Genomic DNA, 14,481 nt, shown 5'->3' on the forward strand with positions numbered 1-14,481 from the left:
ATGTCGAAGAGCCCCACCTGGCCGCTGCTCCTGATCCTGGGCTTGTCCGCCGGATGCGAGGAGCAGGCCCGCGCCGCGCCCCCTCCGCCAGAGGCCGTCCCCGCTCCCGCCGTGATCGCCGCGCCCGCCCCCGTCCCGGAGGCGCCACCCCGCTGGCCAGCCGCGAGCGCCCCGCTCACCGTGGCCAGGGTGGAGTTCCCCAAGGGCTTCGGGAAGAAGCGCATCTACCTGGACGCGGGACACGGCGCGCCCGGGAACGAGGGGAACACCTCCGTCATCTGCGAGCCGGAAGAGGCCCACACGCTCCGGGTGGCCGAGGATCTGGCGAAGCGGCTGGAGGCCACCGGGCACTTCCTGGTGAAGGTGAGCCGGAAGGCCGGGCAGCGACCCACGTACCAGACGCGGCTCGAGGAGGCCGAGCGCTGGCGGGCGCAGCTCTTCGTGAGCATCCACTCGGACACTCGGGGAGAGGCGCGCTGGTGGCAGAGCTCGCTGGATCAGGTGTGCCTGAGGAACGACACGGCCCCCGGGTACAGCGTGCTCTACGCCGATGACATCCCCGAGCCCCTGCTCTCCCAGCGGCACACCCTGGCCCGGACTCTGGCCCGGCGCATGGGTGACGCGGGCTTCCTGCCCTATGGCGGCGAGGACTACGTGGGCCTCTACGCCCCCGACTCCGAGCAGCCGGGGACCTTCGTGAGCCGGCACCTGCCGGGACAGCGCATCTTCGTGCTGCGCAAGCCGCCCATGCCCTCGGTCATCATCGAGACGCACCACGCGCTGGACCTCGAGGAGGTGGCGCGCTGGCGCGAGGAGCGCACCCTGGAGGCCTTCGCCGCGGCGGTGACCCAGGGGCTGGTGGACGCCTTCGCCCCACCCCCGAGTGCCCCGCCAGCGCCCCAGGTCTCAACCCGTGCCACGCTCCCCGTGCCCTGACTCCGGCTCCGCCTCCGCCAGCCAACGCGTGAGGCGCTCCGCCAGCTCGTGCACGTGTGGCGCCCGGAGGACCCCGTGGTGGTCTCCCGGAACGTCCTCCACGGTGAGCCCCGAGGCCGCGAGCCGCCCCCAGCCGTGCGAGGCGTCCACCCCGGCGCCCCTCCGCGCGTCCCGCGCCCGGAGCAGGAGCATCCGCCCCTCGTAGGGCTCGGGGTCGTAGCCGGCCACGGCGCGCAGGTTCGCCCGGGCCACCTCCAGCAGCACCCGTAGCTCCTCCTGGCCCGTCCCTGGAGGGAGAAGCCCGGTCTCGCGCACGTGCGTCCAGAGGGTGCGGAGTTGATCCTCGGGGGACAGGCCCGTGAGGGACTCGGGCCCGAGGGACGGCTCACGCCCGGTGCTCCGGGCCAGGTCCGCCGCGAAACCCGCCAGCAACGTGGCCGAATCCGGCTCCGGCGTGGGCCTGGGCTGCCCCGAGGGGGCGAAGCTGTCGAGCAGCACCAGCAGGGCCACCTCCTGCCCCTGGCGCCGCAGCTCCCTGGCCATCTCGTAGGCCACCGTGCCGCCCAGCGACCAGCCTCCGAGGAGGTACGGCCCCTCGGGCTGAATGGCCCGCACCTGCTCCACGTACCGCCGGGCCATGTCCTCCACGGTCGTGAGGGGGGCCTCGCTCCCGTCCAGCCCCGTGGCCTGCAACGCATGGAAGGGCCGCCCGGTGCCCAGGTGTCTCGCGAGCTCCGCGTAGCACAGGACGTTGCCTCCCACCGGATGCACCCAGAAGACCGGCGTGCCCATGCCCTCCGGTTGCAGTGTCACCCGGTTGCCCTGGACCGAGGCCAGTGTCCCCGCGCGCAGCCGGGCCGCGAGCTCCTCGATCGTGGGCCCCTCGAAGAGCGCCGCCAACGGGACCGTGTGTCCCAGCCGCTCCCGCAGCCTCGCCACCAGACGCACCGCCAGCAGCGACTGCCCGCCCAGCTCGAAGAAGCTGTCCGTCACCCCCACGGACGTCACACCGAGCACCTCTTCCCAGACGTTCGCCAGCTGCCGCTCGAGCTCGTCCCTCGGCGGGACGGAGCTCCGGCTCCCCTGGCGGGATTCTCCGGGCGCCGGCAGGGCTCGCCCGTCCACCTTGCCGCTGGACGTCAGCGGCAGTTCCTCCAACACCACGAACGCCGAGGGCACCATGTACTCCGGTAGCCGCTGCTTCAGCCAGGTACGCACGGCCTCGAGGTTCAACCCGGGGGACCCGGCACCCTCACCCCGTCCCTCTCCCGGTGGGCGAGGGGATATGGGCACGGTGGGGGACGTGGGCACCACAGACGTGGGCACCACGTACGCCACCAGCCGCGACTCGCCCGAGGGGCTCTTCCAGGCCCTCACGTGCGCTTGTTTCACCCCGGCCCGCTCCCGCAGCACCGCCTCCACCTCCCCCGGCTCCACCCGGACTCCGTTCACCTTCACCTGCGCGTCCACTCGGCCCAGGAAGTCCAACCGCCCGTCCGCCCTCCACCTCACCCGGTCCCCCGTGCGGTACAGGCGCTCGCCCGGCTCTCGGCCGAAGGGGTTCGGGACGAAGCGCTCCGCCGTCAGCTCCGGCCTCCCCACGTAGCCCCGCGCCAGACCCGGGCCACCCAGATACAGCTCCCCCGCCACTCCCGGGGGCACCGGCCTCATCGCCCCGTCCAACACGTACGTCCGCGTGTTGGCCAGCGGCCTTCCGATGGGCGGACGGGCCTCGCCCGGCTCGCACTCCTCCCACGTGGCGAGCACCGATACCTCCGTGGGTCCATACCCGTTGACGAAGCGCCGGCCCCTGCCCCACCGCGCCACCAGCTCCGCCGGGCAGGCCTCGCCCGCCACCATCACCACCCGCAGGTGCTCCAGCCCCTCGTCCGGCAACAGCGCCAACACCGAGGGCGGCAGCGCCAGCACCGACACCGCGCCTTCCACCAGCTCGCGCCGCAGCTCCTCCCCCAGCGGCACCTTCCCTCCCGAGGGCACGTACAACGTCCCGCCCACCGCCAGCGCCAACAGGTAGTCCCAGAGCGACACGTCGAAGCCCAGCGACGAGAACTGCATCACCCGGCTCTCCGCCCCCACCCCGAAGGCCCTCGCCTTCCCCCGGACGAGATCGCACGCGCCCTCATGTGTCACCTCGACGCCCTTGGGCCTCCCCGTGCTTCCCGAGGTGTAGAGGACATAGGCCGCGTTGCCGACACGGACGCCGCTCTCCAGCGGGCCCGCGTCTTCTCCGCTCAGCTCCTCCAGCACCACCACCGGAACTCCTTCCGGCGGCCGGCACCTGCCCTCCAGTCCGCGCCTCGTCACCACCGCGCGCACGCCCGCGTCCCGCGCCATCCACTCCAGACGCTCCGCGGGCAGCACCGCCTCCAGCGGCACGTACACGCCCCCCGCCTTCTGCACGCCCCAGAAGGCCACCACCGCCTCCACGCTCTTCTCCAGCAGCACGCCCACCCGCACCTCCGGCCCCACGCCCTCGCGCCGCAGCCTCCGGCCCAACTGGTTCGCACGGGCCTCCAGCTCCCGGTAGCTCAGCCGCTGCCCGCTCCCCTCCAGCGCCATGGCCTCGGGTGTGCGCGCCGCCTGGAGCTCCAACAACCGCCCCAGTCCCTCCGCCCCACCCTCCACTCGCGGGCCCTGGCTCCACTGCTCCAGCACCCGGGTCCGCTCTTCACCCGCCAGCAGCTCCACCTCCTCCACCCGCCGCTCCGGTGCCTCCGCCACCGCCGACAGCAACATCTCCAGGTGCCGGGCCAGACGCGTGATCGTCTCCGGCTCGAAGAGCGACGTGTCGTAGGAGAACACGCCTCGCAACCCCTCCGGCGTCCGCGTGAAGCTCAACAGCAGCTCCAGCTTCGCCGCCGGGCCCTCCTTCTCCACCGGCGACAGCTTCAGCTCCCGCAGCGAGACCTCGCGGTCCGGCGTGTTCTGGAGCACCAGCATCACCTGGAACAACGGCGAGTGCTTCAGCTCCCGCTCCGGACGCAGCTCATCCACCAGCTTCTCGAAGGGCACGTCCTGGTGCGCGTACGCCCCGAGCGCCACCTCGCGCACCCGAGCCAGCAGCTCCCGGAACGTCGGCGCCCCGCTCACGTCCGTGCGCAGCACCAGCGTGTTGACGAAGAGGCCGATCAACCCCTCCACCTCCGCCCTCGTGCGCCCCGCCACCGGCGTGCCCACCACGATGTCGTCCTGGCCACTCCAACGCCCCAGCAACGCCTGGAAGCCCGCCAGCAACACCATGAAGAGGCTGCTCCCCTCCTGGCGCGCCAGCTCCTCCAGCGCGTCGCCCTGCTCGCGCGACAGCACCACCGGGACCTTGCCCGCCCTCCGCGTCCGGGCCGAGGTGCGCGGTTTGTCCAGGGGAAGGCTCAGCAGCGACGGGCTGCCCGCGAGCTGCCGCCGCCAGTACGCCAGCTGCGTCTCCAGCACCTCGCCCTTCAGCCACTCCCGCTGCCAGCGCGCATGGTCCGCGTACTGCAACGGCAGCTCCGGCAACGGACTCGGCGCTCCCCGCGAGAAGGCGTCGTACAGCGCCGACAGCTCCCGGAAGAGGATGGAGGCGGACCACCCATCGAACACGATGTGGTGCACCGTCAGCAGCAATACGTGCTCCCGCTCGCCCAGCCGCAGCAGCGTCGCGCGCAACAGCGGGCCCCGGGAGAGCTCGAAGGGCCGCCGCGACTCCTCGGAGGCGAGCCGCTCCACCGCTTCGTCCCGCGCGCCCTCGTCCAGCCCCGACAGATCCATCGGAGACAGCGGCAGCCTCACGGGCCCGGAAGGGCGCAGCACGGGCTCGCCCCCATGGCTCTCGATCGAGGCCTGGAGGATTTCGTGCCGGCGCACCACTTCCCCCAGCGCGCGCTCCAGCGCCACCGTGTCCAGCACGCCCTCCAGCCGCAGCGCGTACGGGATGTTGTACGCGTTGCTCCCCGGCTGGAGCTGCTCCAGGAACCACAGCCGCTGCTGCGCGAAGCTGAGCACCGGCCGCTCGTCCGGAGTCCTCCTCACCGGAGCGCTCGGGGTCACGGTGCCGTGTGTCTTCCTCGCGGCCTCGAGCCGCTCCGCCAGCGCCCCGAGCCTCGGCGCGTCGAAGAGCGCCCGCAGGGGCAGCTCCACCCCGAAGGTCTTGCGCACCCTCGACACGAGCTGCGTGGCCAACAACGAGTGCCCACCCAGCTCGAAGAAATCGTCGTGCAGCCCCACCCGCTCGACCCGGAGCAGCTCGCGCCACAGTTGGGCCAGGGGGCGGGCCACCGGCCCTTCGGGCTCCACGTACTCGCGCTTCCGCGGGCGTTCCGGGGGAAGCACGGGTCGCGCCGGGGGCACGGACATGCCCCCCAGCAGCCGGGGCAGAGGCTGGTCCGGTTCGCTCGCCACCGCGCCGAGCAACGTCTCCAGCTCCGCGCTCCACCGCGCCACCGTGCCTTCGTCGAAGAGGCGGGCGTTGTAGCTGAACACGCCCCGCAGTCCGTCCTCCCGCTCCTCCAGCGACAGCGAGAGATCGAACTTCGAGCCCCCCGTCCCCGTCTCGATACCCGTGAGCGTCAGGCCCGGCAGCTCCAGCCTCGCCCGGGGCACGTTCTGCAGCGAGAACATCACCTGGAAGAGCGGCGTGTACCGGGGATCCCTCACCGGGCGCAGCTCCTCCACCAGCTTCTCGAAGGGCACGTCCTGGTGCGCGTACGCCTCCAGCGAGCCCTCCCGGACCCGAGCCAACAGCTCGCGGAACGTCGGCGCCCCGCCCACCTGCGTGCGCAGCACCAGCGTGTTGACGAAGAAGCCAATCAGCCCCTCCACCTCCGCTCGCGTGCGCCCCGCCACCGGCGTGCCCACCACGATGTCTTCCTGCCCGCTCCAGTGCCCCAGCTGCGCCTGGAAGCCCGCCAGCAGCACCATGAACAGGCTGCTCCCCTCCTTCCGCCCCAGCTCCCGCAGGGCGTCCACCCGCTCCCTGGGAAGCGAGAACACCCGCATGCCCGCCCGGAACTCCGGCACCTCGGGACGCGGCCTGTCCAATGGCAGGTTCAACACCGGCGCGCTCCCCGCCAGCTTCTTCCTCCAGTACGCGAGCTGCGCCTCCAGCACCTCTCCCTTCAACCACTCGCGCTGCCACGCCGCGTAGTCCGCGTACTGCAACGGCAACCGCCCCAGCGGATCCGGCTCGCCTCGCGCGAAGGCTCCGTACAGCGCCGCCAGCTCCTTCACGAAGATGCCCGTGGACCAGCCATCCGTGATGATGTGGTGCATCGTCAGCAGCAGCACGTGCTCGGACTCGCTCAGGCGCAGCAGCGTGGTGCGAAGCAGCGGGCCCTCCGCGAGTACGAAGGATGTCCTCGCATCCCGCTTCGCGTACCGGTGTATCTCGGCCTCGCGCTCCGGCTCGGGCAGTAGCGAGAGATCCTCCTGCTCGAGCGGCACCGGCATCCGCTCCGCGATGCGCGCCACCGGCTTGCCGTCGTCCTCTCCGAATACCGTGCGCAGCACCTCGTGACGCTGGAGGATCGACTCCATGCCTCGCTCCAGCGCCTGGAGATCCAACTCCCCCGTCAACCGCACCGCGTACGGGATGTTGTACGCCGCGCTTCCGGGCTGCAGCCGATCCAGGAACCACAGCCGCTGCTGCGCGAAGCTGAGCAGCGTCTGCTCCGTTCCCGAGCGCGCCACGAACGGTGGCGGTGCAGATGCGCCCGTCGCGAGACGAGGTGCCCTCTCCACCGCACGGGACATCCCCTCCAGCGTGGGCTGCTCGAAGACGGCTCGCAGGGGGAGCTCCACCTCGAAGGCGCTCCGCACTCGCGACACGAGCTGTGTGGCAAGCAGGGAGTGTCCGCCCAGCTCGAAGAAGGAGTCCGTTACGCCCACCCGCTCCACTCCCAGCGTGCGCTTCCATAGCTCCGCCAGGCGTTGCTCGGTGTCCGTGCGCGGTGGGATGAAGTCCTTGCTGCCCCCCGTTGCTCCCGGCAGCGGCAGTGCCTTGCGATCCACCTTGCCACTCGGCGTGAGCGGGAAGGCGGAGAGTTCCACGATGGCCGCGGGTACCATGGGCTCCGGTAGGCGCTGACGGAGACGGGCTCTCAGCTCGGTGAGATCCAACCCGGGGCCCGTGGCACCCTCACCCCGTCCCTCTCCCGGGGGGCGAGGGGAAATTGGCACGACGTAGGCCACGAGGCGCTGGTCTCCCGGTCCGTACTCGCGCACCACTGCCACTGCTTCGCGCACCTCGGGCTGCTCTCGCAGGGCCGCTTCCACTTCGCCCAGCTCGATGCGGTGGCCTCTCAGCTTCACCTGGAAGTCCACTCGCCCCAGGAACTCCACCGACCCGTCCGCCAGCCACCTCGCCCGGTCTCCCGTCCGGTATAGACGCGCCCCAGGGTCTCCGCTGAACGCGTCCGGGACGAAGCGCTCGGCCGTCGCGTCCGGGCGTCCGAGGTAGCCACGCGCCAGTCCCGCTCCTCCGATGTACAGCTCGCCCGCGACTCCCACGCCCACCGGCCTCCCGTGCCTGTCCAGCACGTACAGCCGCACGTTCTCGATGGGCTTCCCCAACACCGGTCGCGCCTGCTCCAGCGTGATGGGGCACACCGTCGCGTCCACCGTGCACTCGGTGGGGCCGTAGACGTTGAAGGCCTTCACCGCTCGCGACGCGCCCAGCCGCCGCCACAACGTCTCCGAGATGGCCTCGCCTCCCACCAGCACCGTCACCGGCCTCGCGGCCTCCTCCAGCCAGCCCATCTCCACCAGCAGCTGCAACTGCGAGGGCGTGCAGTCGAGCACCTCCACCCGCTGGCGCTCCAGGTAGTCCCGTAGTTCCGCTCCGTCGAAGCGGACGTGCTCCGGCGTCACGTCCAGCGTGTGCCCGCGCAACACCTGGAAGAGCTGCTTCACCGACGTGTCGAAGGACACCGAGCCGTTGACGCTCACCCGCCTCCCCGGCTCCAGCCCCGCGTACACCGCGCCGTGCAGCGCCTCGACGAGGTTGGCCACCGCCCCCTGCCGCACCATCACCGCCTTCGGCCGGCCCGTGCTTCCCGAGGTGTAGATGGCATACGCCAGGTGCTCCGGCCCCGCGCCTCCCAGCACCGGTGTCTCCGCCTCCCCACGCAGCGACTCCGCCTCCGCGTCCAACCGCAACAATCGCTGCCCCGGACCCACCAGCCCTCCGGCGGCCTCTCCCGCCGTCACCACCACCCCCGCCCCCGAGTCCTCCAGCATGTAGCGCAACCGCTCGATCGGGTACCCCGGATCCAACGGCACGTACGCACCACCGGCCTTCAGGATGCCCCACAGGCCCACCACCAGCTCCAGCGAGCGCTCCACGCACAGGCCCACCCGCACGTCCGGACCCACGCCCATCCGCCGCAACCGGTGCGCCACCTGGTTGGCCCTCGCGTCCAGCTCGCGGAACGTGAGCCAGGCCGGCCCCATCACCACCGCAGGCACTTCCGGCGTGCGCGCCACCTGCGCCTCCAGCAACGCCGCCAATCCCGCCCCCGCCTCGCGCGCCACCGCCGTCGCGTTCCACTCGCGCAGCACCCGCTGGCGCTCCTCCTCGCTCAGCGGCGACAGTTCCTCCACCAGGCGCTCCGCCGACTCCGCCAGGCCCACCAGCAGCCGCTGGAAGTGCTCCAACAGCCGCTGCGCGTCCTCTCCGTCGATGCGGCGCTCGTCATGGAAGAGGTGCAGCCCCAACCCCTGGTGCGGATCCACGATCAGCGCCAGCGGGAAGCTGTCGAGCTCGAAGCTGCGCAGATCCCGCATCTCCAGCCCGGTCCCATTCCCGAGCTCACCCTCCAGCGAGCCACCCACCTGGAGGTTCTCCACCACCACCAGTGTCTCGAAGAGCGGCGTTCCGTGTGGCACCTCGCTCCAGCGCCGCACCTCCACCAGCGGGCTGTAGTCGTGCTGCCGCATCTCCAGCAGCCAGCCCTGCAACTCCCGCAGCCACTCGCCCACCGGCTTGCCTCGGGACACACGCGCGCGCACCGGCAGCGTGTTGATGAACATCCCGATCGTCTCCTCCACGCCCGGCAGCGTCGCCGGACGGCCCGAGACGGTGTTGCCGAACACCACGTCATCCTCTCCGCCGTGGTGGCGCAGCAGCAGCGCCCACGCGCCCAGGAGGCACGTGCTCAGGGTGACCTTCTGCCGGCGCGCGAGCTCCTGGAGCGCCCCGAGCTGCCCATCCGTCAACCGCGCCCGCCGCTCCCGGCGCACCGGCACACCACCCGGCACGGGCCCCCGATCCACTCCCACCTGCGTGGGAGACGTGAAGCCCGCGAGCGACTCGCGCCAGAACTCCCGGGCGGTGCCCAGCTCCTGACGCCGCAGCCAGGCGATGAAGTCGCGATACGCGGGCGCCTCCGGCCAGACCCGCGCATTCCCGTTCAGCAGCGCTCCGTAACGGGCGAACACCTCGCGCAGCATCAGCGGCATGGACCAGCCGTCCAGCACCAGGTGCGAGTAGCTGAGCACGAGCCTCCAGGCCCGCTCCCCGACTCGCAGCAGCGCGAGCCGCAGCAACGGAGCCCGTTCCAGCTCGAAACCCTGGCGCCTGTCCGAGGCGATCCACTCGGCGAACCGCGCCTCGAACTCCGAGGGCGGCACCTCGCGCCAGTCCTCCGAGCGGATGGGCAGCTGCACGTCCCGCATCACCACCTGCAGCGGCTCCTCCAGGCCCTCCCAGAGGAAGGCCGTGCGCAGGCTGGTGTGGCGGGCCACCGTCTCCTGCCACGCGCGCGCCACCGCCGTCACATCCAGCGGACCCTCCAGCTCCCAGGAGACCTGGTTGAGGTACATGTCCGCGCTCTCCGCGTGCAGCACATGAAAGAGCAGCCCCTTCTGGAGCGGCGAGAGCGGGTACAGATCCTCGATGCTCCGGCGGCGCCATTCATCTCCGCGCGCCACCCGCTCCAGCACCGCCTCCAGCTCCTTCTCGCCCAGCGTCACGAGCGGGAAGCCGGACCGCGCTGACTCCACCGGCTCCCCCGCCGGCTCCAGGGCCTGTCCGGGCGCCGCACCCGCCACCGCGGCGAGCCGGGCGATCGTCGGCTGGGAGAACAACTGCTTCGCGGTGAAGTGGACTCCCGCCTGCGCGGACCGGGAGATGAGCTGGATGGCGAGGATGGAGTCTCCCCCCAGCTCGAAGAAGTCGTCGTGGATGCCCACCCGCTCGTGCCCGAGCACCTGGGCCCAGATCTCCGCCAGCGCGCGCTCCTCCGGCGTGCGAGGCGGCTCATGCGCGGTGGGCGTCTCCCGTGCCTGCTCCGGCGCGGGCAGGGCCTTGCGGTCCACCTTGCCACTCGTCGTGCGAGGCAGTGCCTTCAGCACCACGAAGGCCGCGGGCACCATGTACTCCGGGAGCCGCTCGCGCAACCGTTCGCGAAGCTCGCGCACCGGCGGCTCCGCACCCGCTGCGGGCACCACGTAGGCCACCAGCCACGGCTCTCCCCCGGCCCGCTTGCGCAGCACCACCACCGCCTCGCCCACCGAGGGCTCCGCGCCCAGGGCCGCCTCTATCTCCCCCAGCTCGATGCGGAATCCACGCAGCTTCACCTGCTCGTCGGCCCGGCCGAAGAACTCGAGCTGCCCATCCGGCATCCACCGCACCACATCGCCCGTGCGGTACATGCGCGCACCGGACTCTCCCCGGAATGGATCCGGAAGGAAGCGCTCCGCCGTCAGCTCCGGCCTCCCGAGGTAGCCCCGCGTCACGCCCTCGCCTCCCACGTACAGCTCGCCCCGCACGCCCACCGGCACCGGGCGCAGGTCCGCGTCGAGCACGTAGGCACTCGCCCCCGCGAGCGGTCCTCCAATAGGCACCACCGCCATGTCCGGCGAGCACCTCGTCAGGGTCGCGTAGATGGAGATCTCCGTCGGGCCGTACGCGTTGACGAAGAGCCGCCCCACGCCCCACCGCCTCGGCAGCCTCGGACCGCAGGCCTCGCCCGCCACCATCATCGACTCCAGGGCGGGCAGTGCCTCGACGGGCGTCGCCTCCAGCACGGACGGCGTGAGCACGGCGGACGTCACCCGCTCCTCGCGCAGCACGCGCAGCAGATCCGCGCCCGGCATCAGCGCCTCGCGCGGAGCCATCACCAGCGCCGAGCCGTCGCTCAGCGCGCCGAAGATCTCGAAGACGGACACGTCGAAGCTCGCCGAGGCGAACTGCAACACCCGCTTGCCCGGCCCGATGGCCCACGCCCCTCGCGAGGCCCGCACGGTGTTGCTCGCGCCCCGGTGCTCCACCAGCACGCCCTTGGGCTTCCCCGTGGAGCCCGACGTATAGATGACGTAGGCGAGCTGCCCCGGGTGCACCTCCACCCCGGGAGACGTCCCCGGCGCGCGAGCGAGCGCCTCACGCTCCGCCTCCGCGTCGAGCAGCACCCGCCGCACATCCCGTCCCTCCAGCCACGCGGCCGTGCGCCGCGAAGCGATCACCCCGAACGCGCCGCTGTCCTCCAGCAGGGAGCGGAGCCGCGCCGAGGGCCAGGCCGGATCCACCGGCACGTAGGCCCCGCCCGCCTTGAGCACGCCCAGCATGGCGATGATGAGCTCCGGCGAGCGCTCCAGGCACAGCACCACCCGGGACTCCGCTCCCACTCCCATCCCTCGCAGATGGTGCGCGAGCTGATTGGCCCGAGCGTCCAGCTCCCCGTAGGTGAGCCGCTCCTTCCCGAAGACGATCGCCTCCGCCTCTGGAGCCTCCGCCGCCCGCGCCTCGAAGCGCCGGTGCAGCACCCCGGCGTCCACCGCGGGCACGCCCACCCCGCTCCACTCGTGCAACAGCCGGCGCCGCTCGGACTCGTCCACCAGGGACAGCTCGCCCAGCCGCTGAGCGGGCCGGGCCGCCATGGACTCGAGCACGTGGCGCAACTGCCCCAGCATCCGCTCCACATGCTCCGCGTCGAAGCGCGCGCGCTCATACGCGAGCTCCAACCGAAGCTCCCGCCCCGGCACCGCCACCAGCGTCAACGGGTGGTGGTCCTCCTCCACGGCGCGGACGTCGCGCACCTCCAGCGCGGGCAGCGACGCCGTGAGCGCCGCGTCCACCGGGTAGTTCTCGAAGACGAACAAGCTCTCGAAGAGCGGCGTGCCCTTGGGGACCTCGCTCCAGCGCTGCACCTTCACCAGCGGCGAGTGCTCGTGCTGACGCATCTCCAGCACCCACGCCTGGAGCCCCTTCAACCAGGTGACGAGTGGCTCGTCCGCGGGCAGGCGCACGCGCACCGGGAGCGTGTTGATGAAGAGGCCCACCATGCCCTCCACGCCGGAGAGCTCCGGTGGACGGCCGGACACGGTGGTGCCGAAGACGACATCCCTCGTTCCCCCGTGGTGCCCGAGCAACAACGCCCAGGCGCCCTGCACCACCGTGTTGAGCGTGAGCCCCTGCTGGCGCGCGAGCCCGTTCAACGCCTCGGTGGTGGAGGCGGACAGGAGCACCCGCCGCGCGGCACGGCCGGACACCGGCGCGCCCTCCTCCACCGGAAAGCCCCGCCCCAGCTCCGTGGGCGCGGAGAAGCCCGCGAGCGATCGGCGCCAGAAGCGCTCCGAGTCCTCCAGCCCGCGCTCCTGGATCCACTCGATGTAATCGCCATACGGCCTCGCCTGCTCCACGCGCGGCGTGAGTCCCCGGACGAGGCTTTCGTAGAGGACGAACACCTGCTTGATGAGGATCGGAACGGACCACCCGTCCAGCAGGATGTGGTGGTGGCTGAAGACGAAGCGGTACGCCGCGTCCCCGGTTTGCAGCAGGGACAGGCGGATCAGCGGCGGCGTGCCGAGCTCCACACCCCGGCGGCGATCCGCCTCCAGCCACGCCGTGAAGCGCGCCTCCTGCTCCGCCGCCGGAGCCCCTCGCCAGTCCTCCTGCTCGAGCGGCAGCTCCACCTCGTTGAGCACCACCTGGAGGGGCTCGTCGACGTCCTCCCAGACGATGGCCGTACGGAGGATGGAGAACGCCGCCACCACCCGCCGCCACGCCTCCGTGAAGGCCGGGAGATTCAGTGACCCGCGCAGCTCGCAGGAGAGCTGGTTGAAGTACAGGCCGGTGCCCTGCTCCTGGAGGACGTGGAAGAGAATCCCCTGCTGTAGCGGGGAGAGCGGATACAGGTTCTCGATGTTGTCGCTCATTTGTTCTTCTTGCCGAACCGGGCGGAGAGCTTGTCGAGCTGGGACTGCTTCACCTTGGCCATCGGGAAGTCGGAGGGCGTGTGGCCTCCGGCCTCGGGGGACTGGCAGTGCGCGATCAGCTCGCGCAGCCGCTCCAGGAAGTCCGCCGCGAGCTTCTCGACGGTCTCCCGGCGGTGAATCGACTCCCCATACGTCCACGTCATCTGGAGGCAGCCGCCCACCACGGCGCCCATCACGTCGAGCAGGTACGGCCTGCGGGTCCGGGGCCCTCGCTGCGGTCCCATGCCCTCGGGCGCGAGCGAGAGCATCCCACTCCCGTTCAGCGCCCCATCCACCTGTCCGAGGTAGTTGAAGCTCAGCTCGGCCCGGGGCAGCCCCACCAGCCCGGCGTCCTCGGACAGGTGGCGCAGCAGCCCGTAGCCCATGCCCTTGGAGGGTACGGCTCGGAGCGATTCCTTCACGTCCCGCAGCACCTCACCGGGGCTCGCCGCCTCCCGCGCCTCCAGCAGCGCCGGGAAGAACGTGGTGAACCAGCCCACCGTGCGAGAGACGTCCAGGCCCGCGAGCAGCTCCTCGCGCCCGTGGCCCTCCACGTCCACCAGCACCAGCGGGTTGTTGGACCATCGCCCCACCGTCCTCGCCAGCGCCGTGAGGAGCGCGTCGTTGATCTGCGTGTGGTACGCGCGCGGCACGTCCTGCAGCAGCGCGCGGGTCTCCTCGGCGGTGAGGCTCACGCTCACGTTGCGCGCCGAGCCCTCCAGGTTCTCCCCTCCCGGCGAGTCCACCGGCAGCCGCGTGACACGCGCCCAGGGACGCGCCATCCACCAGGAGCGCTCGGCGTCCAGCTTGCCCGAGCGGGCGTGCTCGGAGAGGCCGCTGGCCCAGGCCTGGAAGGAGGTGGTCTTCGGAGGCAGGGCCACCGGAGCGCCCGCCGCGAGCCGCTGGTACGCCACCAGCAGGTCCTCCAGGAGGATGCGCCACGAGACGCCGTCCACCACCAGGTGGTGCAGCACGAGCAGCAACCGCCCGGACTGTCCCGCCCCGAGGTCGAACAGCACGGCACGGAGCAGCGGTCCCTCCTCCAATCGGAGCGAGCCCTGCGCCTCCGTGGCCCGCCGCTCCAGCTCCGCGGTCCGCGTCTCGGGAGCCACGCCCGACAGGTCCACGCGATCCAGCCGCACGGACTCATCCGGGGGAGCGCTCACCTGCCGCCATCCCGCCTCCGTGCGAGCGAAGCGCAGCCGCAGCGCGTCGTGGTGCTCCACCACGTGTCCCAGCGCGCGCTCCAGCACCGCCGCGTCCAGGGCCGTACGCACCTCCAGGAAGAGCGACATGTTCCAGTGGTGGGGCTCCGCCGGAGACTGAGCGAAGAACCAGCGCTGGATGGGGCTCAGC

The 14,481-nt window shown here is 71.8% G+C and carries 3 protein-coding genes (1 of these 3 only partly in view); 1 reads left to right on the plus strand and 2 read right to left on the minus strand.

Annotation, left to right across the window (positions count from 1 at the left end):
* Entirely contained in the window at window positions 1–936 is a 936-nt protein-coding gene (locus tag Q664_RS02030) for an N-acetylmuramoyl-L-alanine amidase family protein (protein WP_052517557.1), read from the plus strand.
* Here Q664_RS02030 and Q664_RS51440 read toward each other — a convergent pair.
* Entirely contained in the window at window positions 907–13,086 is a 12,180-nt protein-coding gene (locus tag Q664_RS51440; protein WP_052517558.1) for an amino acid adenylation domain-containing protein, read from the minus strand. The two genes, Q664_RS02030 and Q664_RS51440, sit on opposite strands and share 30 nt — an antisense overlap.
* Window positions 13,083–14,481: the end of a hybrid non-ribosomal peptide synthetase/type I polyketide synthase gene (locus Q664_RS02045; protein ID WP_043389236.1), read on the minus strand. Its footprint extends 10,034 nt past the window's final position; the window shows 1,399 of its 11,433 coding nt (coding positions 10,035–11,433); the start codon falls outside the window, past its right edge; it ends in the stop codon at window positions 13,083–13,085. The genes Q664_RS51440 and Q664_RS02045 overlap by 4 nt, the downstream gene beginning before the upstream one ends.

The organism is Archangium violaceum Cb vi76 (assembly GCF_000733295.1).
Classification (GTDB): Bacteria; Myxococcota; Myxococcia; order Myxococcales; family Myxococcaceae; genus Archangium; species Archangium violaceum.